The organism is Kribbella sp. NPDC003557, from assembly GCF_040610805.1.
Lineage (GTDB): Bacteria > Actinomycetota > Actinomycetes > Propionibacteriales > Kribbellaceae > Kribbella.
This window is the reverse complement of sequence record NZ_JBEXMY010000006.1, coordinates 668,311-690,377: the sequence shown is the minus strand read 5'-3', so window position 1 is coordinate 690,377 and position 22,067 is coordinate 668,311. Positions and strand designations below refer to the sequence as shown.

Below are 22,067 nucleotides of genomic sequence, written 5' to 3'. Positions count from 1 at the left end.
GTGTTCGAGTTAATGTAGCATCTAACTCGAACATGCATGTACGGGTTATCGAAGCCATGTAGGTGCTAGCATCGCCAAATGGCGATGACATCGGATATGGGGGAGCCGGCCGTCGACGAGGCGGCGGCGCTCTCCGTGGCTGCGTGTCTGTTCAACGGCTTCAGCGACGCGTCGCGGTTGGCCATCGTCAGGCATCTCGCGTCGGGGGAGCATCGCGTCGTCGATCTGACGGCGCACCTGGGGCTCGCGCAGTCGACGGTGTCCAAACATCTGGCGTGTTTGCGGGACTGTGGGCTGGTGGAGTCCCGGCCGGAAGGACGAGCTTCGGTGTTTCGGTTGACGCACCCGGAGGCGACGCTGGAGTTGCTGTCGGCCGCCGAGCGGCTGCTGGATCTCACGGGTGACGCGGTTGCGCTGTGCCCGGTCTACGGACAGGGAGCCGGAGCGTGAGCACGCCCGAATTCCTGCAGATCAGCACCTGGACGGCGGATCCGGAGCAGCGCCGGCGACTCGGGCGGCGGGCGCAGCTGCTGGCCGCGGCGTCGGTCACGTACAACGTGATCGAGGCGGTCGTCGCCATCACCGCCGGCGCGATCGCCGGTTCGGTCGCGCTGGTCGGCTTCGGGCTGGACTCCGTGGTCGAGGTGTCCAGCGGGCTGATCATCTTGTGGCAGTTCCGGCACCGGATGCCCGAGAGCCGGGAACGGCAGGCGCTGCGGCTTCTGGCGATCTCGTTCTTCGCGCTCGCCGGCTACGTGACATTCGAGTCGGTCCGCGCGCTCATCGTCGGGACCGACCCGGACAGCTCACCTGTAGGCATCGGGCTGGCTATCGCGTCCTTGATCGTGATGCCGTTCCTGTCCTGGGCGCAACGCCGTACCGGCAAGGCGCTCGGGTCGAACGCGGTCGTCGCCGACTCGACGCAGACGCTGCTGTGCACGTACCTGTCCGCGGTACTGCTCGTCGGCCTGATCCTCAACGCGACCCTCGGGTGGAGCTGGGCCGACCCGATCGCCGCGCTGGTCATCGCCGCTGTCGCCGTCCGCGAAGGCATCGAAGCCTGGCACGGCGAGGGCTGCTGCGCCCCGTCCGGCGCAGGCACGAACTCGTGCACCGACGGCTGCTGCGACTGATCAGCCGCCGGGACGGTCGACCGGTAGCCCGGCCGCTTGCCAGGCCTGGAATCCGCCGATGACGTCGGTGCTGCGCAGCAGGCCGAGCTCGCGGAGCGACTCGGCCGCCAGGCTGGAGGAGTAGCCGCCTTCGCAGATGACGATCCACCGGATGCCGAAGGACACGGCTTCGGGGATCCGTGCGCCGCTCTCCGGATCGAGCCGCCACTCCAGGTGGTTGCGCTCGACAACGACAGCGCCCGGTACGGCGCCGGTCGCGCGGCGCTGGTACTCGGGCCGGGTGTCGACGATGATCCCGTCACCTCGACGGACGGCGTCGTACGCCTCGACGGGTGTGAGCCGGGGCAGCCCGGCCTGAACGGCCGCGAGCCGGTCGTCGATCGCCATCAGCCGCCTCCGATCCGCGCGTGCCGCACCGGATGGGTCTCGTACATGCGGACGGCGACGAGCAGCCCTGACAGACCGGTGAGGACGGCGACCACCCAGATCGCCGTCCGAAGCCCCCAGATGTCAGCGATGACTCCGGCCAGTACCGCGCCGACAGCGAAGCCGCCGTCACGCCAGAGCCGGTAGACGCCGACGGCGCGGGCGCGCCAGGCGGGGTGCGCCACGTCGCCGACGCTCGCGAGCAGCGTCGGGTACACCATCGCCGTACCGATCCCGAGCAGGACCGCGGCCGCTGCCCACAACGCGAAGGTATGGACGGCGGCGATGACGCCGAGTGCGACCGCCTGGGCGAGCATTCCGGCGGTGATCAGCCACTTACGGCCCCAGCGGTCCGACAGCGGACCCGTAAGCAGTTGCCCGACGCCCCAAACGGCGGGATAGAGCGCGGCCAGGACCCCGATCCGGGCGACGGACAACCCCGCGGTCGCGAACAGGATCGGCAACAGACCCCAGGCGAGCCCGTCGTTGAGGTTGTTCACCATCCCCGCCTGGCTGGCCGAGGACAGGGCCGGCTCGCGCAGGCTTGTCCGGCTGAACACCTGCCGATCTGTCAGTTCGCCGCCGGTCACGTGTCGCGAGGCCTCGAGGTGCGCGTGGCCGCGGGTTTCGCGGACGGCGAGACTCGACAGGCCGAGTCCGAGCGCCGCGAACGACAGCCCGAGGAGGAACGGTGCCGGGCGAAGGCCGTACCGGGCGGCGAGGTACCCGGTGGCCAGCGCGGTCACAGCGACAGCGACGTATCCGGCCGCCTCGTTGAGCCCCATCGCGAGGCCGCGGCGGTGCGGTCCGGCCAGGTCGATCTTCATGATGACCGTCGTGGACCACGTCAGACCTTGGTTGACGCCGAGCAGGACGTTCGCCGCGACGACCCAGCCCCAGGACGGCGCCCAGATGAGCAGCAGCGGCACCGGTACGGCGATGAGCCAGCCGATGACCAGCACCGGTTTGCGTCCGTAGCGGTCCGACCAGGTGCCCGCGAAGTAGTTCGTCGCTGCCTTGGTGAGGCCGAAGGCGAGGACATAGGTGAGCAGGAAGGTGTACCCGGTCAGCTGAAACGCCTGCTCGGCAAGCAACGGCAGGACGGTCCGCTCCTGCCCGAGCATGCCGCCGACGAGCCCGTTGACCGCGACCAGCAGGCTGAACTGGGCGAGGTTGGCGCGGATCCCGAGCCGTATCACCCGGTCTCCAGATCCAGCCCGGTCGCCGCCGCCCAGTCCTCCGCCCCGCCGACGAGAACGGCGACCTGGCGGTGCCCGCCGCGTTCGAGCAGACTCGCGGCGCTCATCGCGCGCTCGCCATGGCCGCACATCACGACCACCGGCTCGCGCCGTACCTCGCCGATCCGGCCAACGAGCGCGCCGAGTTCGATGTGCTGCGCGTGCGGGAGGTGGCCGGCCCGGAACTCGGCGTCCTGGCGGACGTCCAGCACCGTGCCGTAGAGGGGGCCTGGGGCAACGAGTTGTGTGGTGGCAGTCTCGGGGTCCGTCCCGCCGAGCAGTTCGCCGGCGAAGGTGTAGCCGATCTTGGCGGCCTGCCACACGATCTCGTCCGCGTCCTGGCCGGGACCGCGGACGACGACCAGCGGGCGGTCGGCCGGCGCCAGCCAACCCAGCCACGACACGAACGCGGGCCGCAGCGGGATCGACAACGCGTCCGGGACGTGCCCGGCGGCGAACTCCTTCGCCGGGCGAACGTCGACCACCTCGGCCTCCATCCGGCGAACCGCGGCGGCGTCCAGCGGTCGCAGGAACGGAGCGCGTTCGAGGATCGCCGGCCCGCGCCGGTTGATCTCGGGCAAGCGCAGGAAGTACGGCGGGAAGCTGCCCAGCGAACCCAGCAGTTCCTTCACGAACGCGTCCTCACTGCCGGCCCGCAGCAGCGGATTCGTCGCCCGCTCCCGCCCGATCGTGCTGACCCGGTCGGCGCCCGGGGGAGCGGAGCAGAAGGATCCGGCGCCGTGTGTCGGCCATACGGCTACGTCATCAGGCAGTTCGGCGAGACGTTGCAGTGAGGTGTACTGCGCACGCGCGAGCGATTCGGTCCGGTCGGGGGAGACGAGGTCGGTCCGGGCGGCCGCGCCGACGATCAGCGATCCGCCCGTGAAGACGCCGAGTGGACGGGTGCCGTCGAGAAGTACGAACGACAGGTGCTCGTGCGTGTGCCCCGGCGTACCGAGTGCTCGCAGGCGCAGCCCGCCCAGATCCACCTCGTCGCCGTCGTGCAGGCCGCGGTGGCCGAACGCGCGACGCCCCGCGGCGGACGCCAGGATCTCGGCGCCCTGGCTCGCGGCGAGTTGCCGCGCCCCGGAGAGGAAATCCGCGTGCAGGTGGGTGTCGGCGGCGTACGCGACCGTCAGCCCGCGGCGTGCGGCCACGGCGCCGGCGGCCCGCAGGCCGACGCTCACGTCGACGGCCAGCGCCCGCCCGTCGTCCAGGTCGACCAAGTACGCCGAGTTGCCGAGTCCTTCGTCCACGAGCGGAACAACAGTCATCGCCCCGACCTCTTCAAGAGATTACTTGAATAACACGCCGAGCCTCGGGGTATTGTCAAGAGAAGGTTTGAACAACCAGGTCAGGAGGCTGTCGAATGGCCGATCACGCGGCCAAGGCGGTGTTGTTCGAGGCGCTGACGGACGGGGCCAAGGCGCTGGCGAACGGGCGCCGGGCCGAGCTGATCGACGTCCTGGCCCAAGGGGAGCGGCCGGTCGAGGCGCTCGCCGCCGAGATCGGGCAATCGGTCGCCAACACGTCACACCACCTGCAGCGCCTGCTCCGCTCCGGCTTGGTGCGCACGCGGCGGTCGGGCACACGCGTCTACTACTCGCTGGCGAGCGCCGCGGTGGCCGATCTGTGGCGAGCGATGCGCCTGGTCGCGGAGGAGCATGTGTCCGGATTGGACCGGCTCGCGCGGGACTATCTCGGCGACCGCTCCTCGCTCGAACAGATGACCCGTGCCGAGCTAGTACGGCGGCTGCGGGCAGGCGACATCGTCGTACTGGACGTGCGGCCGGCGCCGGAGTTCGCGGCAGGGCATCTACCGGGCGCGATCTCCCTGCCGATCGGCCAGTTGGCGGATCGGTTGACGGAGTTGGCCGACGGAGCGGACATCGTGGCCTACTGCCGCGGTCCGTACTGCGTGTACGCCGACGACGCGGTCAGACTGCTGGCCGGACAGGGCCACCCGGCGTACCGCCTCGAGGACGGATTCCCCGAATGGGCCCTGTCCGGCCTCCCGGTCGAGCGCTCCCCAGGCCCGACGGCTAGCAGTTGAACTTGAGGTTGTCCGGGTCGGTGGTTTCGTACTTGCTGGTCTGCCAGGTGACGGCGGCCGCGGCGCGGATCGTGAAGAAGTGTTGTTTGAACTTCTCGTGGACGTCCGGGTCGGTGATCCGCAGGATCACGTCGTCGTTGTGCCAGGGGGACTTCCGGTTCAGGTTGTGGCTGCCGGTGAAGACGACCTTCTGGTTCGGGTTCCCGGCGTAGTTGCCGTCGATCAGGATGTTCTTCTCGTGCGTTCCGCACTGGTTCGTGCTGAACTCCCGCACCTCCGGGCCGTGGAACTCGCCGGTCGGAGCGCGCAGCAACCCGCCGCGGAGTGGTCCGTCCTCGGCCTGGCTGACGTCCGTGCCGACGACGTCGACGTAACAGCCCTCGTTGTCGAGCCGCCACAGTTCCGCGGCGACGGGCGCCCCGCCACCCTTGGCGAGTTGGGCCGCGGCCACCCGGACGATGGTGCGGTGCCCGTCGTCGGTCCCGCCGGAGGTGTTGCCGCCGCACTTCACGCTCTTCAGGATGTTCGCGAAGGTGACCGTGCTGCTGGACTCCTTGCGCGGTGAGACGTACATCTTGTACTTCGCGTTCGACACCGGCGCGTGCTCGGTGTTGAAGTGCGTGTACTGGTCGTCGCGCTTCTCCTCGGTGCTGAGATCGAAGAAGTACTCCTGGTACTTGGCGTAGAGCCACTTGCCGTCGTCGCCCATCGCGGTGAACGCGGTGTTCCACATCTTCGGCCCGGAGTGCTCGCTGAGGTTCGAGCTCGTCTGCACGACCACGTTCGACTGCCCGCGGGTCTTGCTGAACAGGTAGAACTTGTTGTGCATGATGTGGTCGCCGATGCAGGACGTGTGCTTGTTGCCGCCGGAGCTCGTCCCGGGTTCGCAGTACTTGATCCAGGACAGCCGGCTGGCGTCCGCGGCGATCTTGACGTCGCGGTACGGCTTGGTCCCGCGGTGCTCGGCGTCGACGATCACCTTCACCGTCACCCGTTTGGTGTTGATCTTGTCGATCAGCGCCTTCGCGATCTCGTAGTCGTCGAAGCGGTAGGACGCGATCGTGATGGTCGAGTCCTGCTCGGCGCCCTTGATCAGATTGACGAGGTAATCGCGGATCCGGTACCGCTCGCTCGTCGAGCCGTTCGGATCGTTGTCCACGAACGTGGTGGGTTTGTCGGGTGCGGCGTTCTCCTTGTCCTGTGCCGTGCCGGCGGCCTGAGCACCCCCGCCGTACACCAGTGCGCAGGTCGTCGCGGCGACCACGAGTCCTTTGACCAGATCCGAAGGTTTCATGACCGCGACGGTAGACACCGCGGCTATGGACCGGTTATCGCGCGGGGATAACCGGTCCATAGCGAGTGCTCCTACCGTCCTGGAATCGGTCATCCAGGAAAAGGAGTGGTGATGGGTACGCGACTTGTGCTGACCTCGGCGGCAACTGGTGTTCTGATGGTCGGCGGCGTCAGTGCGGCCGCACTGACACCGGAGGCCGGACCTGCCGTCAAGGCAGGCGCCGAGGGCACGCGGGAGAACGACTGCCGGGCGACCGCGAACAGTCTGCCGAGCAGCGACAAGCACATCTATCTGTACACGGCGTCGAAGTGCAAAGGCGCCAACGACGCCAAGGACGACTCCGCCGCGGACAGCGACTACGGCGACGGAGAAGGCCAGATCAAGGACTTCGACAACAAGGCCGGCTCGCTGATCAATCACAGCGACGCGACCGTCGAGTTCTACACCCGCACGAAATACAGCGACGACGGCGACCGCTTCTGCGTCCGCCCCGGTCATTACGTGACCAAGCTCTACATGTACGGCGACGGCAAGGCCGAAGCAGGCAACTGGAGCAACAGCATCAGCTCGCACCGCCGGGTGGACCCGGACAAGTGCAAACGCTTCTTCGGCTGGCGAGTCAAATAACTCGACGGGGGAACCTCGGCACACCAGGTGCCGCGACGCCGCGGAACATCCTGTGCGACAACGACGAGCTGTGCCCGGAGGAGGGACCCGTTCGTCGCCTAACCTGAAGTGATGGTCGGGGACGGGGTGGAGATCCGGGTGCTGGGCCCGGTCGAGGTGAGCGTCGGTGGGAGAGCGGCGTGCCTCGGGGGGCCGCGGGCTCGTCAGGTGCTTGCCGCCTTGCTGATGGAGGCCGGGCGGGCGGTGTCGGCCGACGCGTTGATCGACGCGGTGTGGGACGACAGCCCGCCGGCGTCGGCGCGGACGCAGTTGTCGATCCAGGTGTCCGCGCTGCGGCGCGCGTTCGCCGAAGCGGGCTGCGATCGCGAACTCATCGAGACCACGCAGCACGGCTACCGGCTGAACGACCAGGAGGTTCGGATCGACCTGGCAGAGGCCGAGCGGCTACGCGCCGAGGCACAGGCCGCGTCCGATCTCGAGGACGCGGCTGACCGGCTGCGGGCCGCTCTCACACTGTGGCGCGGTACGGCGTTGCGCGACCTGTCGACGCGCGCGCTGAGCGCCGGCGCCCAACGGCTGGCCGACCTGCGGCTGACCATCGCTGAGCAGCTGTACGACGTGGAGCTCGCACTCGGGCGGCACCGCCAGGCGATCGCCGAACTGAGCGCTCTCGTGACCGAGCAACCGTTGCGCGAACATCTGCGTGCGCAGCTCATGACGGCTTTGTGGCGTTCGGGCCGGCCCGCCGAGGCGCTGCAGTGTTACCGGGACGGCCGCGACGTTCTGGTCGAAGAGCTCGGGATCGAGCCCTGCCGCGAACTGCGCGAGCTGGAGCGTTCGGTGCTTGCCGGTGCGTCGCCGGGCGATCCGCGAGCAGGCCCGGAACTCGTCGTACCCGCGGAGCTGCCGCTCGGCGTACCGAGCTTCACCGGACGGGACGCCGCGGTCCGCCGGCTCCGCGAGCAGCTGACCTCGGACCAGCTGCGGCCGACCGCGATCGCGGCCCTCGCCGGCCCGGGCGGCGTCGGCAAGTCAGAGCTCGCGGTGCACGTCGGGCACCTGATCGCGGACGCGTTTCCCGACGGCCAGTTGTACGTCGACCTGCGCGGGTCGACCCCGGACGTCGCGCCCTTGGAGCCGGCCGACGTGCTCGGGCGGTTCCTGCGGTCGCTCGGAGCGGCCGATGGCACGATCCCGGTGGAGGCCGACGAGGCCGCCGCCCGGTTCCGGTCGATGACGAACGACCTGCGGCTCCTGGTGGTTCTCGACAACGCCCTGGACGTCGCGCAGGTCGAGCCCCTCATCCCGGCGGGGCAGAACTGCCGGACGATCGTCACCAGCCGACGGATCCTGGCCGCCCTGCCCGGCGCCGTGCACGAGCCGCTCGAGATGCTGCCCGAGGACGACGCGGTCACGCTGCTGGGCCGGCTGGTCGGTCCGGAGCGCGTCGACCTCGCGGACCAGGCGCAGCGCCGGGCGGCGGCGGACGTCGTACGGCTGTGTGGATCCCTTCCACTGGCTGTCTCGATCGCGGCGTCCCGGCTGACTTCCCGGCCGTCCTGGACTCTTGAGACCTTGGCCGATCGTCTCGCCGCCACCGAGCAGGGCGTTGGATCGCGACGGCTGGCGGAGTTACAGACCGAGGACCGCGGCGTACGGGCCAGCTTTCAGGTCAGTTACCAGGAGCTCGGCGAGCCGGAGCAGCGGTTGTTCCGGCAAGTGAACCTGCTGGACGCCGCCGATGTCGGCGTGCCCGTCGTCGCAGCGTTGGCGGGGACCGACTCGCATACCGCCGAGGACCTGCTCGAGAGCCTGGTCGACATGCAACTGCTCGAGAGCCAGCGGCCCGGGCGGTACGGCGCGCACGACTTGCTGCGGCTGTTCGGCCGCGACCGCGCCGGCGAAGCAGATGACGAGATGAGCCGCGCCAGCGCCGTACGCCGAGCTCTGCACTGCTACCTGGCCACCTCCCGTACGGCGTGCCGGCTGCTGAACGCCGACGCCGCGTGGAGAACCGAGGTCGGGCCGGCCACCCTCGAGGCCCGCGGCGTCGAGCTCCGCGGTCGCGACGAGGTCTACTGCTGGCTCGACGCCGAGGTCGGCAACCTGTCCGCGGTCGTCCGCCAGGCCGCGATGCTCGACCCGGGCCTGGCGGCCGCGATCTGCTCGGCCGTCGGTCTCGGGCTGACGCTGCGCGGCCGGCATCGCGACAGGCTGCGGATCGGTGAGCTGCTGCACGCCGCGGCCGTCGAGCCGCAGCACCACGCGGTCGCACACGAGAACATCGGCGCCGCGCTGCTGCGCTGGGGCGACTACGGCCTCGCGCTCGAGCACCTGTCGAGGGCGCTGTCGGGATACCAGGAGATCGGGAACGCGGCGGGCCAGGCGGTGCAGCTCGCCGCGATGGCCACCACGTACCGGCTGCTCGGCCGCTACGACGAGTCGGTCTCGCGTTCGCGCGCGGCCATCGAGCTCAACCGCCGGACCGAACGACCCACCGCGTTGGCCGACAGCCTGACCAGCCTCGGCCTGACGTACCGGCACGCCGGCCGGCCCGCAGACGAGGTCGCCGCTCACACCGAGGCCCTGGCGATCGCTGAGCCGCTCGACGAGACCAACTGGCTCGCGAACATCCTGTGCAATCTGGCCGAGGCGACCCGGCTGGCCGGTGATCCCGATCAGGCGCTGGACCATTTCGAGCGGGCACGCGAGGCCAGCCGGCGGTCCGAGGCCACCCAGACGCTCCTCGACGCGGAGATCTGGTGGGGCCTCGGTCGTACCAGAGCCGATCTCGGCGCGGCCGGCACCGCCCGGGACTGCTGGCGCCGCTCCGCCGCCATCCTGCACGATCTCGGCCTGATCTCCGCCGCGGAGAAGCTCGACATCAGCCGCTCCGGAACTCCGGCCGCCCCGGACCCGATCGGCCGCAACACCTGACCGGGTCCGTGGCGATTGTTGTCAGCCGCAACAACTTGACTGGTTGACGGGCTTGTCGTCGATGATCGTGAGGAGGCCGCCGCTGATGCCGGTGGCCAGGCCGCGCCCGGCGGGTGCGGAGATCGCTTGCGGGGCCGGGCCGCAGCAGCCGCCGGCTTCGTCGTCGGATCCGCCGTACGCCAGGTTGGACGAGCACACGCCGGTCTCCGGCAGGTTGAGCTGGACGTCGCGGGCCGCGTCCCAGTCGCCGGCGAGTGCGGCCGCGACCGAGCGGGCCTGCTCGTAGCCGGTGGCGAGCAGGAAGGTCGGGGCGCGTCCGTACGACTTCGCGCCGATCGCGTAGTAGCCGGGCTCGGGGTGTGCGAGCTCGTCGGCGCCGTGCGGCGGGACGGTGCCGCAGGAGTGCTGGTTCGGGTCGATCAGCGGCGCGAGCGCACGGGTCGAGCCGAGGACCGGGTCCAGGTCGAGGCGCAGCTCGGACACGATGTCGTGGTCGGGCCGGAAGCCGGTCGACTTCACCACCGTGTCCGCGACGACGCGGCGGTCGCCGGCCGTCAGCTCGATCCGGTCGTTCGTGGTGATCGACTCGATCCGGAACGAGCTGACCAGCTCGACCCGCCCCGACTGCACCAGTGCGCGGAGCCGGCTGCCGAGCGCGCCGCGCGCGGGCAGTTCGTCGGCGTCGCCGCCGCCGTACGTCCGCGCTTGGTCGGAACCGCGCACCACCCACACGATCTCAGTGCCCGGGACCTGCCCGGCCAGCACGCCGAGGTCGAGGAGCGTGGTGGCGGCCGAGTGGCCGGCGCCGACCACCGCCGTACGACGGCCCGCGAAGCGCTCCCGATCGCGGCCGAGGACGTCGGGCAGGGCCGGCGAGATGAACGCGGCAGACTGCTCCTCGCCGCGCGCCGGGATCCCCGAGCCGCCGAGGACGTTCGGCCGGCGCCAGGTCCCGGCGGCGTCGACGACCGCGGACGCGAGCAGCTCGGTGCCGTCGGCGAGGCGGACGAGGTACGGCGCGTTCTCGCGGCCGGCGGTGCGGATCCGGTCGAAGCCGACGCGGGTGACGGCCGCGACGGGGGAGTTGTAGCGGATCTTGTCCGTCAGGGCCGCGGTCTTCGCGAGCGGGGCGAGGTAGCCGTCGATCAGGTCGCCGCCGGTGGGCAGGGTGTCGAGGTCCGGCTCGGTCCAGCCGCCTGCCTGCTCCAGCAGGCGCCGGGCCGCGGCGTCGATGTCGTAACGCCAGGGGCTGAACAGCTTCACGTGGCGCCACTCGTCGATCGCGGACGCGACCGAGGGGCCGGTTTCCAGGACGAGGAAGTCGAGCCCGCGCTCGGACAGGTGGGAAGCGGCGGCGAGGCCGATCGGGCCGGCGCCGACGACCACGACCGGCAGGTCAGGCGTGGTGGTGTTCATAGATCTTCTCCAGAGGTGCTGGCGGCCTTGACTAGACGATCATCTAATCAACAGCTCCCACCTTGCCTCTTGATTCGACAAGAGTCAAGATAGATGTATGTCGAAACAGGAGATCACGCTGGTGACCGACGGCGGGTGCTGCACGCCGATCTCGGAGGCCGCGCTCGATCCGGCCGCGGCGGCCGAGGGTGCCGCGGTGTTCAAGGCCCTGGCCGACCCGATCCGGCTGCGGCTGATGTCGATCATCGCGTCGGCCGGCGGCGAGCTGTGCGTCTGCGACATCACACCGCAGTTCGAGGTCTCCGGCCCGACCATCTCCCACCACCTACGCGTCCTGCGCGAAGCGGGCCTCGTCGACTGCGAGCGCCGCGGCACCTGGGTCTACTACTGGCCGATGCCCGACCGCCTCCGCTGGCTCGCCGCCCTGCTGTCTGCGCCGGCCGCAACCACGCCGTGATCAAAGGCCGCCGCGGTCTGGCAGGTTGACGGCCGGCAATTAGCTCAGTGATCATTGACTCAATGAGTACTGAGCGAAGCGAGTTGGTGCGGCGGGCGCGGGTGCATGCGGCGCTCGGGGATTCGGCGCGGCTGGCGATTGTGGACACGTTGGTCGCCGGTGATGCCGCTCCGGGTGAGCTGGGTGCGGCGCTGGACCTGCCGACGAATCTCGTCGCGCATCATCTGAAGGTCCTGGAGGACGCGGGCGTCGTGGTGCGGACGCGGTCCGAGGGGGACAGGCGGCGTACCTATGTGCGGCTTCGCCCGGAGGCGATCGCCGCGATCGGTAGCCCGGCGCTCGAGGCGGCCAAGCGCGTGGTGTTCGTGTGCACGCGGAACTCTGCCCGGTCGCAGCTGGCCGCGGCGATCTGGTCCGGCCGCAGCGAGATCCCGGCGGCCTGCGCTGGTACGGCGCCCGCCGAGCGTGTGCACCCGCGGGCCCTGAAGGTCGCGCGTCGTCACGGCCTCGAGACGGCCGGGTGGCGTACCGCGCGGATGCGCGACGTCGTACGGCGCGACGACCTGCTGATCGCCGTATGCGACAACGCGTACGAGGACCTGCGGCCCGAGCAACGCCCGCGCCTCCACTGGTCGATACCGGACCCGGCGCCTGTCGACACCGACGCCGCCTTCGAGGCCGCCTACGCCGAACTCGCCGAGCGCATCGACCGGTTGGCTCCCGCCCTGCCCCGGAGTACGCGATGAACGACCGGTGGGCGTTGGGGCGGCGGGTCCTTGCCGAGGCACTCGGAACCGGGTTGCTGGTGACCGTTGTCGTCGGCTCGGGGATCGCGGCGGCGAAGCTGTCGCCGGGGGACACCGGGTTGCAGTTGCTCGAGAACTCGTTCGCGACCGCGTTGGGGCTCGCCGTGCTGATCCTGATGCTGGGACCGGTGTCCGGTGCGCATTTCAACCCCGTCGTTTCTGCCGTCGATTGCTGGCTTGGCCAACGAAACGGTGGTGGCTTGACCGTACGGGACCTGATTGCGTACGTGCCGGCGCAGATCCTGGGGGCGATCGCGGGCGCCGTGCTGGCCAACGTGATGTTCGGCGAGGCCGCCGTGTCGTGGTCGGCCACGCAGCGGTCAGCCGGCCACCTCTGGATGGGTGAGTCGGTTGCCACCGCGGGGTTGATTCTGCTGATCTTCTCGCTGGCGCGGTCGGGGCGATCCGCGGCAGCGCCGGTGGCGGTCGGGGCCTATATCGGGTCTGCGTACTGGTTCACCTCGTCGACGTCCTTCGCCAACCCCGCGGTCACTGTCGGACGGGCGTTCAGCGACACCTTCGCGGGGATCGCGCCCGGGTCGGTGCCGGCCTTCGTGGTCTTCCAGGTGGCCGGCGCGATCGTCGGCACGCTGCTCCTCGTCGTGCTCTATCCCGTCGTCGCTGAGTCGGCGGACGAGGTCGTCGTACCCCATCCAGAGGCAGGAGTCGGATCGTGAGCAAGCCTGTGGTTCTGTTCGTCTGCGTGCACAACGCGGGCCGGTCGCAGATGGCCGCCGGGTGGCTGCGGCACCTGGCCGGGGACAGCGTCGACGTCCGCTCGGCCGGGTCGGCGCCGAAGGACCAGATCAACCCGGTCGCGGTGGAGGCGATGCGCGAGGTCGGGATCGACATCACCGGCAACGTGCCGCAGTTGCTGGAGTACGACACCGCCAGGAGCAGCGATGTCATCGTCACGATGGGCTGCGGCGACGCGTGCCCGGTCTTCCCGGGCAAGCGCTACGAGGACTGGGAGCTGACCGACCCGGCCGGGCAGCCGATCGAGGTCGTCCGCGAGGTCCGCGACGAGATCCGCACCCGGATCGAGAAGCTGCTGGCCGAGCTGCAGGTCGCCTAACCCTGGCCGATCGTCAGTTGACGCCGGTGGAAGTCGTAGTGCTGGGTGGGGGAAGTGGTAGACGTCCGCCAGCGTCATACAGTCCTGGAAGAACGGATCCCGGCGCGTCGGGCTGACGGTGCGGCCGGCGGCGTACGAACCGAGGAAGTTGATCTCGTCGAACGGTCTGGTCGCGGCGTTCAGCAGGCGCGGGTAGCAATTGCCGGTTGTTCCAGCGTGTGCCGTCCGACGGACGCCGCAGTACGTCGTCGTCGGCGGACTCGACCAGCTGCCGGAAGTCCGCGCGCACCCGCTCGAGCTCGTCGTGCACGGACTGCCTGTCCATGGACCCATGGTCCGCCGTCAGGTGTGGGCGCCGGCGAGGAGGGTGGTGGCGATCTCGTCGGCCCAGGTGCGGATCTCCGGCCAGTCCCTGGAGTCGGTGGTCAGTCGTTCGAGGTCGGGGTGGTGGAGGACCGCGTCGGGCTGCAGGTTGCCGGCGAAGGTCTTGATCGGGGGTGCGGCGATCAGGCGGGCCAGCCGGGCCACGTCCGGAGGGACGGGCTGGTCCTGGTGGCTGGTGATGCCGACCGGGCCGGAGTGGAAGAGCCACACGGACCTGTTGCGCAGCTGGCGCTCGTGCCGCCGCAGGAAGCGGACGGCCTCCGGAAGCCAGTGCCCCTGGTAGATCGCGCTGCCCAGCACCACAGCGTCGTACGGCGTCACGGCCTGGGCGGCGCTGAGCTCATGGACGTCGACCTCGAAACCGGCGGCGCGCAGCTCGGAGCCGACGGCGGCGGCGATCCCGGCGGTCGCACCCATCTTGGTCGCGTAGGTGACCAGCACCTTCTCGGACATCAGCGGCTCCTTCCATCGGTCACGTCAGTCACGGCGAAGGGAGCCGGCCGCCGCTGCAACGGGGCTGCGGGCACGGTTCGCGGGAAAGGGGAGCGCCCGCCACTTCGTGCCTCGCCCAGCTCCCTCCGCCTCCTTCGATTGCACGCCTGATCCCGGGACCGGGTCAGGGCCGAAGGTCAGCGATCCGTGGAGTCCTCGGACGTGTCTTCGCCGGCAGGCTTCCCGTCCTGGTGCCGTTCCTTGTAGAGCTCGACGCCGAGGTGCCGCAGGACGGCCTGCTCGGCCACGGCCGAGCCGGTCGGGCGGCGGACGACGGCGCGGCGTGCGTCGGCCTGGGTGCGGTGCTTCTCGAAGTCGCTCATGGCGGACCCCCTTCTCACGCCTCCAGCACACGCCGGGCCGCGCCCGCCCGGCAGGGTAGAAGTTCCCCCACTGCAGGTCCGGACGGCCCTGGCAGACGGCCGGTGGATTTCCGACGATGGCCGGGACAGTGCAGACCTGCCGGGGCGGAAGGACGAGATCATGATCATCAGCAGGCGGTGGCGGGTGGACATCTACGTCGACGAGCACGATGACGACCGGACGACCCGGGCGGAGGCCCGGTTGCACACCGGGGACAACACCCGACTGGTCGGCAACGGCGCCGCGCACCGGAACCCGGTCGACGCCGAGATCGCCGAGATCGGCGACGAGCTGGCCGTCGCCCGGGCCTTGTCGGACCTCGCGCACAAGCTGCTGCAGGCCGCGGCATCGGATATCGAGGCGATCACGCACGAGCGCGTCCGCCTGCACGGCTGACGCCGACCGGCCCGTCCTGATCGGGACGTTCGCCTCTGGGAGGTGTGCCTGACCCGTTCGACCCTCGGCTGCATCGCCGCTGTCCTGCGGCGGTGCAGGAGGGGGAAGGACGATGAGATTCAAACGAGCGTACTGCGTGATCGTTGGAATCGCCGTTCTCCTGCTGGGGGCGGGAACGACGGCCGGCGCAGCCCGGGGGCCTACAGCCGCACCGGCGATCACGACAGGCATCACGATCGATCCGGCATCCGAGGACCCGGGGGAGTCCCAGTTCGTGCCGGGCGCGAGCAACGTCGTACCCGCGACGGCCGCGCCGGCCACGGACATCGGCACCGCGGCGGTGCAGAGCCTGGTGGCACCGTTCTACGCGTGTCCCGGCTACAGCGGGATCGAGAAGACCAATCCGTTGGCGAACCTGTACGCCGACAAGTTCGCCTGGGGGCCGTACGCGGCGTACAAGGTCGGTAACGGCGGCGGCAACATCAACTGGTCGCTGAACCCGTACAAGAACGCCAGCTGGTACATGTGGTTCCACTCGCTGCGTTGGCTCGGCCAAGGAATCGCGGCCGCCGGCGCGGGAAACCTGACCGCGTTGACCCGCGTGAACACGATCGCCTACGACTGGTACGCGACAACCCGTACTCGTGGAAGGCGAACGTCGGCGCGTGGGAGTCGACCATGCACCGCACGAACGTGCTGATCTGCCTGCGCCAGGCAATCCTGTCCGGGCTGAAGGTGACCGCGGTCCCGACCCGGTATGCCTGGGTCAACGCCGCACTGCTCAGTCACGCCCGGTTCCTGACCAACTACTGGAGTGGTGCCTGGAACCACGGCACCGACGAGAGCATCGCGCTCTTCGGCGTTGGTGTCACCCTCAATCGCAGCGACTACAAGAACCTCGCCGTCAAACGGCTCGCCGCGGGCATCACGACGTCGATCGACGCGCAAGGCTCGACCAACGAGCAGTCGACCGGGTACGCAGCGTTCAACTACCGGCTGTGGGGCCGGGCGATCACCGTTCTGCAGAACGGCGGCGTGTCACCCGGTACGACGATCCAGACACGGCGCGCGCTGCTGGCCAAATGGTTGACGCTGGCCACGAACTCGGTCGGCCGGGTGCCGCAGATCGGCGACACCGAGGTCCAGGCGACCTACCCGTACGCGGGCACGCCGATGGAGTACGCCGGTTCGCTCGGCACGAAGGGCACGCCGCCGCCGTGGCGGGTCGGGGTCTACTCGGCCGGCTACGTCTTCGGCCGCACCGGGTGGGGCACGGATCCCACCAGGGGCTTCAGGGGCGAGTCGGCCTACAGCATCAGGTACGGCCCGCCGCGGGCGTTCCACGGGCACTTCGACCACAACAGCATCACGTACACCGCGCGGGGCCGGGACATCATCATCAACGGCGGGTACGCCGCGTACAACGCCGGCGTCTGGCGCACGTGGACGCTCGGTCCGACCGCGCACAGTGTGATGACGACACCGATGTCGACGTACACGAACCCGACCACGCGGCTGACCGCGTACTCGGTCAAGACCACGTCGGAGGCCTATGTGTTCACCGACGCACCGGGCGCGGGAATCAGTCGCGTACGGCGGGTCCTGGTACTGAAGAACCCGGACATGATCGTCACCTGGGACACGGCCTCCGCGCGGACGGCCCAGGCGTTCCAGACGCTGTGGCACCTGCCGGCGGATCAGCGGGCGACCGTCTACTCGCGGACGACCGCGACCGCGATCGCAGCGGGTGACACCACGCGGACGGTCCTGTTCCAGGTCCCGTTCAAGCAGGCGCTGCCGCCCGGATCGACCTTGGTGAAGCAGGGGCAGACCAGCCCGATCCAGGGCTGGACCTACCCGAGCAGCTACGTCCGCAGGTCCGCGCCGACGATCATGATGGCCCGCTCGGGGAAGTCGGCGTCGATCCTGTCGTTCGTCGTCCCGGTCCGCGCTTCAGGAGCGGTGACCTTCCGGGCGCGTACCTCGGGGACGACGTTCATCGTCTCGCTGAACGTCGGCGGTAAGGCGGCAGCCGTCGCGATCTCAGGCGGCGGTTCGCTCTACCGAGCCGGCTGACAGCGGTCACCAGACCAGGCACTGAGGCCAGTACCACCGCGTACAGGACCTCGGTGCCTGTCACTGTCTGCAGGCCGAGGAGGTCGCGCAGCGGAGCGAGCGTCAGCGGGAGTACCTGGGCTGCCAGGGCGCCGGCGACCGCGAGATCGAGGAAGCGGACACGCCTGCCGCTCGATGGGTCCGGACGGCGCAACGCCAGCGCGACGCCGAGCTGCGCGAGGCCGAGAACGAGGTAGCTCATGGTCTGCCACGGCGCGCCCGCACTCCTCGCCCAGAGGGCGGCGGTCAGCGTCACGGTCGCGATCAGCGAGCCGGTCCACGCGATCCGTTGCCACAGCCCCGCGCCGAGGATCTGCTCCTGGGGCGAGCGCGGCGGTTTCCGCATGGCCCGCGGATCGGCGGGTTCGGCGCCGATCGCGACGCCGGGCAGGCCGTGGGTGAGCATGTTGATCCACAGGATCTGCCCGGGCAGCAGCGGGACGGCGAAGCCCAGCAGCGGGCCGATCAGCATCACCAGGACCTCGGCGAGCCCGCCGCTGAGCGCGTACCGGAGGAACGTGCGGATGTTGGTGTAGATCCGGCGGCCTTCCTCGATCGCGGCCTCGACCGTGCCGAGGTCGTCGTCGGTCAGGACGAGGTCGGCGGCCTGGCGGGCCACCTCGGTGCCGCCGCGGCCCATCGCGACGCCGATGTCGGCGCGCCGCAGCGCGGGAGCGTCGTTGACGCCGTCGCCGGTCATCGCGACCACGTGGCCCTTCGCCTGCCAGGCGCGGACGATGTCGAGCTTCTGCTCGGGCCGGATCCGGGCGAACACCCGCCCGGCGGTGGGGTCCTTGCCGTCGTCGATGTCGGCTCCGGTGACCACCTGGCCGTCGTGAACACCGATGCGTTCGGCGACCGCGAGGGCGGTCCCGGGCGCGTCGCCGGTGATCAGCAGCAGGCCGACACCCGCCCGGCCGAACGACGCGACCACGTCGGCGGCGTTGTGCCGGACGGGATCGGTGATCGCGACCAGACCGGCCAGCCGTAGATCGTTCTCGGTCCGGGGTGCGCCGGGCGGCAGGACGGTGTCGGCGACCGCCAGCACCCGGTAGCCGGCCAGCGAGAGCTCTGCGGCAACGGTCCTGGCCCGGGCGATGTCGCCGTACAGCGTGACGTCGGGGGTGAGCATGACTTCGGGGGCGCCTTTGCCGATCACGAGGAGGTCGTCACTGCCGGGTTGTTCGTGGAAGGTGGTCATGCGTTTGCGGCTGCTGTCGAACGGCAGCTCGTGGGTTCGCGGGTACGCCGCGCGCAGTTCGTCGGGGTCGGCCGCTCCGCGGTGCGCGAGGGTGAGCAGCGCGGCCTCGGTCGGGTCGCCGATCGGCCGCCACGAGTCGTCGTCGCCCTCCGGCGGCCGGAGCGCCGCATCGTTGCACAAGGCAATGTCACGCAGCAACCGCCGGACGGCGGGATCGGCCGGCTGGGGCCGCGCCGTGGTCGGATCGGACGGCTGGTGCCGTGCTGCGGTGGGATCGGACAACTGGAGCTGTCCCGTGGGGCTGTAGCCGGTGCCGGTTGCGGTGGCGGTGGCCGACTCGGTCCAGAGTCGGTCGGCTTGCATGATGCCTTCGGTGAGGGTGCCGGTCTTGTCGGTGGCGACGACCGTGACGGCGCCGAGAGTCTCGACCGCCGGCAACTTGCGGACGACCGCGGCGCGTTGCGCCATCCGGTGGGCGCCGATCGCCAGGGCGAGGGTGACCACCGCGGGCAGCGACTCGGGGACGGCGGCCACCGTCAGGCTCACCGCAGTCACGACCATGCTCGGGAGCGGCAGCCCGCGGACCAGGCCGGCGACGGCGACGATCGCGGAGATGGTGACGACGACGATGCTGAGCGTCCGGCTGAGCGCGCCGAGCCGGCGTTGCAGGGGTGTCGCTCGTGGACGCTGGTTCGACAGCAACGCCGCGATCCGGCCGAGCGCGCTCCCGGTACCGGTTCGTGTGACAGTGCCGGCGCCGCGGCCACGGGTGACGACGGTGCCGGCGAACAGCTCGTCGGCCGGATCCTTCTCGACCGGTACGGATTCGCCGGTGAGGGTGGCTTCGTCGGCCTGGAGCTGGACCGCGTCGAACAGCACGAGATCGGCCGGTACGACGTCACCCGCCTGGAGCAGGACCACGTCGTCGGGTACGACGTTCGCGGCCGGCACCACGATCGTGCGCCCGCTGCGCCGTACGGCGGCCTGCGGCGCGGCCAGCCGGTTCAGCGCGGCCAGCGCGTGCTCGGCGCGGATCTCTTGCACGACACCGACGGTGGTGTTGAGGACGACGACGACCAGGATCACCGACAGGTCGGTGAAGTCGCGCAGGCTCGCGGTCAGGACCGCGGCCGCGATCAGCAGCAGGATCATCGGATCGCGCAGCTGGACGAGGACGCGCAGCCAGGGCGATGGCGGCCGCGGCGCCGGAATGGTGTTCGGGCCGTGTTCTACCAGTCTCCGGGCGGCCTGATCGGTGGACAGACCGCGCGGTGTGGTCTGCTGAACGGTCATCGGCGCACTGCGGCGTCATGCCGCGGGCTGCCAAGGTCGAGCAGGTCCAGAGCGATCACGAGCAACAGGCTGCACACGAAGGCGGCGAGCAACAGTTCGACGGCGCCCGTCGCGGCGAGCGCGATGGTCAGCACGTACAGCACCACGGCCAGCCCGGCCGCGCCGCCCTCGACGCGTCCGAGCCGGGTCGCGCGGTGACCGCCACGAATCACCCAGAACGCGATCCCGCCCAGGAAGAGCCCGGTGGAGGCCATCGCGCGCGGGTCGTCGATCAGCGGTACGTCGCTGTCGACGAGATATCCGCCGTACGGCACCAGAACGGCGAGCAGCAACACCAACGCGAGGATGTCGCGCACACGCAGTCGCATCGGGTTCACCTCCGGCCCGACCTGGGCCTGGGGATCGAGACGATGGTCCAGACGGCGGCGAACAGGATCACGAGGGTGGTCCGGAGTGCCTCGGACCAGTCGCTGGTCCAGACGGCCGTGGCCAGGACCTGGGGGAAGAACGCGATCCAGACGAGGATCTCGAGTACCAGCGGCAGGTCCCGGATCCAGGCGGCCAGATCGTCCAGTTGGCCCTGTGACAGCAGCACGAAGAAGACGACCCACAGCCCTGTCATCCAGACGAACCATCCGGTCGAGGATGCGGGGGCCCGGCGTGCTTCGTGGGTCGCGTTTCCGGTCGACGACTTGGACATGGCGACTCCCTTCGACAGGCTCGGGGCGGCGGTCGGGCGGGACGGCGCCGTCCTCACTTCGAGCATCTGTCGTGGCCGGAGTCGCCACAGGGGTCGTTGGACCCGTTCCGGCGGGGCCGGTCAGCGGGTCAGTACGGCGAGGTTCTTGCCGATCGCGCCGTCGACTCCGAGGCGATGCGCGTCGGCGAGGTCGGCCGCGGTGTCGACCGGCCAGGTGAAGACCACCTCGGCGGTGCGGCGCAGCTCGGTCACCGTCTCGGGCGTGAGCAGCCGCCGGTGGACGCAGACGCCGTACGCCGGTCGCCGTCGCAGCCGGGCGCGCAGCCGGCGGAGGCCGCGCCGGCTACCCGCGGACAGGACGAGCCGGACGTTCGCGAGGTCACGGAACGCGGACAACATCCACCAGTGCTGGGTGCAGACGGTGATCGTCGTGCCGGGCAACGCGACCGCCAGCCGCCGGGCGAGCCACGGATGGATCCCTTTGAGATCCAGCATCAACCGTGGATCGCCGCCGGCGGCCGTGAGCAGCTCCCGAACCTCGGGCACCTCGACGTGGCGGCGCCGCACCAGCTCACCGCGGTCCCACAGCCACCAGGGACCGAGTGTCTTGCGGTGACGGACTTCCAGGCGGCCGCGATAAGCGTGGATGTCGGCCTCGACCAGATCAGCGCCGTCGTCGAGGGCAGAGCGCAGCAGGCCGAGGTCGTTGCCGGCCCGGTGGGCGATGGCGAGCGGGCGGGTCATGCCGGCTCGTGGTGTCGCTCGGTGAACCAGCCGCGCCACCGCAGGAACATCAGGCTGCCGCCGATCAGCAGCGCCGGGATCCAGTACAGCAACGTGGTCAGCGCGACCGCGCCGAACGCCTCGCGCCACGAAACGCCGATCGCGGCCAGCCCGGCCACCAAAGCTCCGTCCCGCGGGCTCGCGCCGTGGACGCCCGGCAGCGCGCCGGCCACCTGGCTCGCGCCGAAGACCGCCACCAGCTGAAGTCCCGGCACCGGGCCGCCGACCGCGCTGATCGCGCCGATGAGCAGCCCGAGGATCGTCGCCTGGTAGCCGATCGACAGCAGCACACCGAGCACGAACACCTTCGGCGACGGCCATGGCCAGCGGCCGATGAGGCTCGGGCGCCGGCGTCGGACGACGAGTGCCACCACCAGGATGACGGCCGCGGCGCCGAGCGCGATCGCCAGCACCGTCCACGGCAGCGTCACGCCGGTGACCGCGACCGCGACGACCAGACCGACAGCGCCGATGAACCGGTCCAGCCCGACCTCGGCGGCCGCGCTGGCCCGTCGGACGCCGGCGGTCTCCAGGCGATGGACGCGCCACAGGTCGGCACCGGCGTGCCAGGGCGTGATCAGCCCGAGGATCTCGCTCTCCGCGTACGCGCGCAGGTGCCAGCGCCGGGTCCGGCCGCTGGTCGAGATCGCGTGCCACCGCAGTGGACACAAGATGTACTTGCCGATCGCGAACGGCAGCAGGCCGAGCACGGCAGGCAGTACGGCGGTGTGCGGGACGCGGTCGACGTTCCACAGCGAGACGGCGACCGCCGCCACGAGGGTGACGAGACGTACGCCGCGATGGGTGACAATTTTTCGGCCGCCACGCCCCAGACGTGCGAAATGTTCTCGGCCCAGTTGCATGAGGGGTCCTTCCGG

Annotated in this window: 24 protein-coding genes; 12 read left to right on the top strand and 12 right to left on the bottom strand. The window is 70.3% G+C overall.

Features of this window, described 5'->3' with window-relative positions:
- Nucleotides 1–78: 78 nt before the first annotated feature.
- Together ABZW60_RS28040 and ABZW60_RS28035 are read left to right on the top strand one after the other, a co-directional pair.
- Nucleotides 79–450, top strand: coding sequence for a metalloregulator ArsR/SmtB family transcription factor (locus ABZW60_RS28040; RefSeq protein WP_355481718.1), 372 nt, complete (start codon nucleotides 79–81; stop codon nucleotides 448–450).
- Nucleotides 447–1,133 carry a cation transporter gene (locus ABZW60_RS28035; protein WP_355481716.1) on the top strand — a complete coding sequence of 229 codons (687 nt, stop codon included), beginning with the start codon at nucleotides 447–449 and terminating at the stop codon, nucleotides 1,131–1,133. The genes ABZW60_RS28040 and ABZW60_RS28035 overlap by 4 nt, the downstream gene beginning before the upstream one ends.
- Here the strand turns inward: ABZW60_RS28035 and ABZW60_RS28030 are convergent, their stop codons facing one another.
- The 3 genes from ABZW60_RS28030 to ABZW60_RS28020 are packed head-to-tail and all read right to left on the bottom strand — an operon-like array spanning nucleotide 1,134 to nucleotide 4,071.
- Complete coding sequence (locus tag ABZW60_RS28030; protein ID WP_355481714.1) at nucleotides 1,134–1,520, bottom strand: rhodanese-like domain-containing protein; 387 nt, start codon at nucleotides 1,518–1,520, stop codon at nucleotides 1,134–1,136. It abuts the gene before it with no gap.
- Nucleotides 1,520–2,758 (bottom strand): MFS transporter, encoded by a 1,239-nt coding sequence (locus ABZW60_RS28025; protein WP_355481712.1) that lies wholly within the window; start codon nucleotides 2,756–2,758, stop codon nucleotides 1,520–1,522. Before ABZW60_RS28025 ends, ABZW60_RS28030 begins: the two co-directional genes overlap by 1 nt.
- Nucleotides 2,755–4,071: an MBL fold metallo-hydrolase gene (locus tag ABZW60_RS28020; protein ID WP_355481710.1), complete on the bottom strand. Its 1,317-nt coding sequence runs from the start codon at nucleotides 4,069–4,071 to the stop codon at nucleotides 2,755–2,757. The genes ABZW60_RS28025 and ABZW60_RS28020 overlap by 4 nt, the downstream gene beginning before the upstream one ends.
- A 95-nt stretch (nucleotides 4,072–4,166) precedes the next feature.
- On the opposite strand from ABZW60_RS28020, the gene ABZW60_RS28015 reads away from it, so the two are divergent.
- Nucleotides 4,167–4,850 (top strand): metalloregulator ArsR/SmtB family transcription factor, encoded by a 684-nt coding sequence (locus ABZW60_RS28015; RefSeq protein ID WP_355481708.1) that lies wholly within the window; start codon nucleotides 4,167–4,169, stop codon nucleotides 4,848–4,850.
- Here the strand turns inward: ABZW60_RS28015 and ABZW60_RS28010 are convergent.
- A complete protein-coding gene (locus tag ABZW60_RS28010) occupies nucleotides 4,840–6,144 on the bottom strand; it encodes a phospholipase D-like domain-containing protein (protein WP_355481706.1) in 1,305 nt (434 codons plus the stop codon). The two genes, ABZW60_RS28015 and ABZW60_RS28010, sit on opposite strands and share 11 nt — an antisense overlap.
- Before the next feature lie 111 nt (nucleotides 6,145–6,255).
- On the opposite strand from ABZW60_RS28010, the gene ABZW60_RS28005 reads away from it, so the two are divergent.
- Together ABZW60_RS28005 and ABZW60_RS28000 are read left to right on the top strand one after the other, a co-directional pair.
- Nucleotides 6,256–6,771: a hypothetical protein gene (locus ABZW60_RS28005; protein WP_355481704.1), complete on the top strand. Its 516-nt coding sequence runs from the start codon at nucleotides 6,256–6,258 to the stop codon at nucleotides 6,769–6,771.
- 111 nt (nucleotides 6,772–6,882) lie between these two features.
- Nucleotides 6,883–9,708: a BTAD domain-containing putative transcriptional regulator gene (locus tag ABZW60_RS28000; protein WP_355481702.1), complete on the top strand. Its 2,826-nt coding sequence runs from the start codon at nucleotides 6,883–6,885 to the stop codon at nucleotides 9,706–9,708.
- Between the two features lie 21 nt (nucleotides 9,709–9,729).
- On the opposite strand, the gene ABZW60_RS27995 is transcribed toward ABZW60_RS28000, so the two are convergent.
- On the bottom strand, nucleotides 9,730–11,124 hold the full coding sequence (locus ABZW60_RS27995; RefSeq protein WP_355481700.1) for an FAD-dependent oxidoreductase: 1,395 nt from the start codon (nucleotides 11,122–11,124) through the stop codon (nucleotides 9,730–9,732).
- A gap of 97 nt (nucleotides 11,125–11,221) precedes the next feature.
- Here ABZW60_RS27995 and ABZW60_RS27990 point away from each other — a divergent pair, with 97 nt between their 5' ends.
- The 4 genes from ABZW60_RS27990 (at nucleotide 11,222) to ABZW60_RS27975 (ending at nucleotide 13,462) form a co-directional block, all read left to right on the top strand.
- The gene (locus ABZW60_RS27990; RefSeq protein ID WP_355481698.1) at nucleotides 11,222–11,581 is read left to right on the top strand and encodes a metalloregulator ArsR/SmtB family transcription factor; all 360 of its coding nucleotides are present in this window, start codon (nucleotides 11,222–11,224) and stop codon (nucleotides 11,579–11,581) included.
- Nucleotides 11,582–11,643: 62 nt separating this feature from the next.
- A complete protein-coding gene (locus ABZW60_RS27985; protein ID WP_355481696.1) occupies nucleotides 11,644–12,327 on the top strand; it encodes a helix-turn-helix domain-containing protein in 684 nt (227 codons plus the stop codon).
- Nucleotides 12,324–13,064: an MIP/aquaporin family protein gene (locus tag ABZW60_RS27980; RefSeq protein ID WP_355481694.1), complete on the top strand. Its 741-nt coding sequence runs from the start codon at nucleotides 12,324–12,326 to the stop codon at nucleotides 13,062–13,064. The genes ABZW60_RS27985 and ABZW60_RS27980 overlap by 4 nt, the downstream gene beginning before the upstream one ends.
- Nucleotides 13,061–13,462 carry an arsenate reductase ArsC gene (locus ABZW60_RS27975; protein WP_355481692.1) on the top strand — a complete coding sequence of 134 codons (402 nt, stop codon included), beginning with the start codon at nucleotides 13,061–13,063 and terminating at the stop codon, nucleotides 13,460–13,462. Before ABZW60_RS27980 ends, ABZW60_RS27975 begins: the two co-directional genes overlap by 4 nt.
- 342 nt (nucleotides 13,463–13,804) lie before the next feature.
- Here the strand turns inward: ABZW60_RS27975 and ABZW60_RS27970 are convergent, their stop codons facing one another.
- Both ABZW60_RS27970 and ABZW60_RS27965 read right to left on the bottom strand, forming a co-directional pair.
- The gene (locus tag ABZW60_RS27970) at nucleotides 13,805–14,299 is read right to left on the bottom strand and encodes a flavodoxin domain-containing protein (protein WP_355481690.1); all 495 of its coding nucleotides are present in this window, start codon (nucleotides 14,297–14,299) and stop codon (nucleotides 13,805–13,807) included.
- A 176-nt stretch (nucleotides 14,300–14,475) separates the two neighbouring features.
- On the bottom strand, nucleotides 14,476–14,661 hold the full coding sequence (locus tag ABZW60_RS27965) for a hypothetical protein (protein ID WP_355481688.1): 186 nt from the start codon (nucleotides 14,659–14,661) through the stop codon (nucleotides 14,476–14,478).
- A 160-nt stretch (nucleotides 14,662–14,821) separates the two neighbouring features.
- Here ABZW60_RS27965 and ABZW60_RS27960 point away from each other — a divergent pair, with 160 nt between their 5' ends.
- The 3 genes from ABZW60_RS27960 to ABZW60_RS27950 all read left to right on the top strand — a co-directional run bounded on the left by ABZW60_RS27960 (nucleotide 14,822) and on the right by ABZW60_RS27950 (nucleotide 17,173).
- On the top strand, nucleotides 14,822–15,097 hold the full coding sequence (locus tag ABZW60_RS27960; protein ID WP_355481686.1) for a DUF1876 domain-containing protein: 276 nt from the start codon (nucleotides 14,822–14,824) through the stop codon (nucleotides 15,095–15,097).
- 112 nt (nucleotides 15,098–15,209) lie between these two features.
- A complete protein-coding gene (locus tag ABZW60_RS27955; protein WP_355481684.1) occupies nucleotides 15,210–15,797 on the top strand; it encodes a hypothetical protein in 588 nt (195 codons plus the stop codon).
- Nucleotides 15,776–17,173 carry a heparinase II/III family protein gene (locus ABZW60_RS27950; protein ID WP_355481682.1) on the top strand — a complete coding sequence of 466 codons (1,398 nt, stop codon included), beginning with the start codon at nucleotides 15,776–15,778 and terminating at the stop codon, nucleotides 17,171–17,173. Before ABZW60_RS27955 ends, ABZW60_RS27950 begins: the two co-directional genes overlap by 22 nt.
- Here ABZW60_RS27950 and ABZW60_RS27945 read toward each other — a convergent pair.
- The 5 genes from ABZW60_RS27945 to ABZW60_RS27925 form a co-directional block, all read right to left on the bottom strand.
- Nucleotides 17,094–19,706 carry a cation-transporting P-type ATPase gene (locus ABZW60_RS27945; RefSeq protein WP_355481680.1) on the bottom strand — a complete coding sequence of 871 codons (2,613 nt, stop codon included), beginning with the start codon at nucleotides 19,704–19,706 and terminating at the stop codon, nucleotides 17,094–17,096. The two genes, ABZW60_RS27950 and ABZW60_RS27945, sit on opposite strands and share 80 nt — an antisense overlap.
- A complete protein-coding gene (locus tag ABZW60_RS27940) occupies nucleotides 19,703–20,074 on the bottom strand; it encodes a hypothetical protein (protein WP_355481678.1) in 372 nt (123 codons plus the stop codon). The genes ABZW60_RS27945 and ABZW60_RS27940 overlap by 4 nt, the downstream gene beginning before the upstream one ends.
- A 5-nt stretch (nucleotides 20,075–20,079) precedes the next feature.
- The gene (locus ABZW60_RS27935; RefSeq protein WP_355481676.1) at nucleotides 20,080–20,406 is read right to left on the bottom strand and encodes a hypothetical protein; all 327 of its coding nucleotides are present in this window, start codon (nucleotides 20,404–20,406) and stop codon (nucleotides 20,080–20,082) included.
- 120 nt (nucleotides 20,407–20,526) lie between these two features.
- Nucleotides 20,527–21,150 (bottom strand): glycerophosphodiester phosphodiesterase, encoded by a 624-nt coding sequence (locus ABZW60_RS27930; RefSeq protein WP_355481674.1) that lies wholly within the window; start codon nucleotides 21,148–21,150, stop codon nucleotides 20,527–20,529.
- The gene (locus ABZW60_RS27925) at nucleotides 21,147–21,965 is read right to left on the bottom strand and encodes a lysylphosphatidylglycerol synthase domain-containing protein (RefSeq protein ID WP_355481672.1); all 819 of its coding nucleotides are present in this window, start codon (nucleotides 21,963–21,965) and stop codon (nucleotides 21,147–21,149) included. The genes ABZW60_RS27930 and ABZW60_RS27925 overlap by 4 nt, the downstream gene beginning before the upstream one ends.
- Between the last annotated feature and the right edge of the window lie 102 nt (nucleotides 21,966–22,067).

Bases quoted from the DNA above. Each gene is read 5' to 3' on its own strand.
- ABZW60_RS27930 (WP_355481674.1), bottom strand. From the start codon at position 21,150: ATGACCCGCCCGCTCGCCATCGCCCACCGGGCCGGCAACGACCTCGGC.
- ABZW60_RS27980 (WP_355481694.1), top strand. From the start codon at position 12,324: ATGAACGACCGGTGGGCGTTGGGGCGGCGGGTCCTTGCCGAGGCACTC.
- ABZW60_RS28040 (WP_355481718.1), top strand. From the start codon at position 79: ATGGCGATGACATCGGATATGGGGGAGCCGGCCGTCGACGAGGCGGCG.
- ABZW60_RS27960 (WP_355481686.1), top strand. From the start codon at position 14,822: ATGATCATCAGCAGGCGGTGGCGGGTGGACATCTACGTCGACGAGCAC.
- ABZW60_RS27990 (WP_355481698.1), top strand. From the start codon at position 11,222: ATGTCGAAACAGGAGATCACGCTGGTGACCGACGGCGGGTGCTGCACG.
- ABZW60_RS28010 (WP_355481706.1), bottom strand. From the start codon at position 6,144: ATGAAACCTTCGGATCTGGTCAAAGGACTCGTGGTCGCCGCGACGACC.
- ABZW60_RS27935 (WP_355481676.1), bottom strand. From the start codon at position 20,406: ATGTCCAAGTCGTCGACCGGAAACGCGACCCACGAAGCACGCCGGGCC.
- ABZW60_RS28005 (WP_355481704.1), top strand. From the start codon at position 6,256: ATGGGTACGCGACTTGTGCTGACCTCGGCGGCAACTGGTGTTCTGATG.
- ABZW60_RS27940 (WP_355481678.1), bottom strand. From the start codon at position 20,074: ATGCGACTGCGTGTGCGCGACATCCTCGCGTTGGTGTTGCTGCTCGCC.
- ABZW60_RS27950 (WP_355481682.1), top strand. From the start codon at position 15,776: ATGCACCGCACGAACGTGCTGATCTGCCTGCGCCAGGCAATCCTGTCC.
- ABZW60_RS27965 (WP_355481688.1), bottom strand. From the start codon at position 14,661: ATGAGCGACTTCGAGAAGCACCGCACCCAGGCCGACGCACGCCGCGCC.
- ABZW60_RS28015 (WP_355481708.1), top strand. From the start codon at position 4,167: ATGGCCGATCACGCGGCCAAGGCGGTGTTGTTCGAGGCGCTGACGGAC.
- ABZW60_RS28000 (WP_355481702.1), top strand. From the start codon at position 6,883: ATGGTCGGGGACGGGGTGGAGATCCGGGTGCTGGGCCCGGTCGAGGTG.
- ABZW60_RS27970 (WP_355481690.1), bottom strand. From the start codon at position 14,299: ATGTCCGAGAAGGTGCTGGTCACCTACGCGACCAAGATGGGTGCGACC.
- ABZW60_RS27955 (WP_355481684.1), top strand. From the start codon at position 15,210: ATGAGATTCAAACGAGCGTACTGCGTGATCGTTGGAATCGCCGTTCTC.
- ABZW60_RS28030 (WP_355481714.1), bottom strand. From the start codon at position 1,520: ATGGCGATCGACGACCGGCTCGCGGCCGTTCAGGCCGGGCTGCCCCGG.
- ABZW60_RS27945 (WP_355481680.1), bottom strand. From the start codon at position 19,706: ATGACCGTTCAGCAGACCACACCGCGCGGTCTGTCCACCGATCAGGCC.
- ABZW60_RS27985 (WP_355481696.1), top strand. From the start codon at position 11,644: ATGAGTACTGAGCGAAGCGAGTTGGTGCGGCGGGCGCGGGTGCATGCG.
- ABZW60_RS28020 (WP_355481710.1), bottom strand. From the start codon at position 4,071: ATGACTGTTGTTCCGCTCGTGGACGAAGGACTCGGCAACTCGGCGTAC.
- ABZW60_RS27995 (WP_355481700.1), bottom strand. From the start codon at position 11,124: ATGAACACCACCACGCCTGACCTGCCGGTCGTGGTCGTCGGCGCCGGC.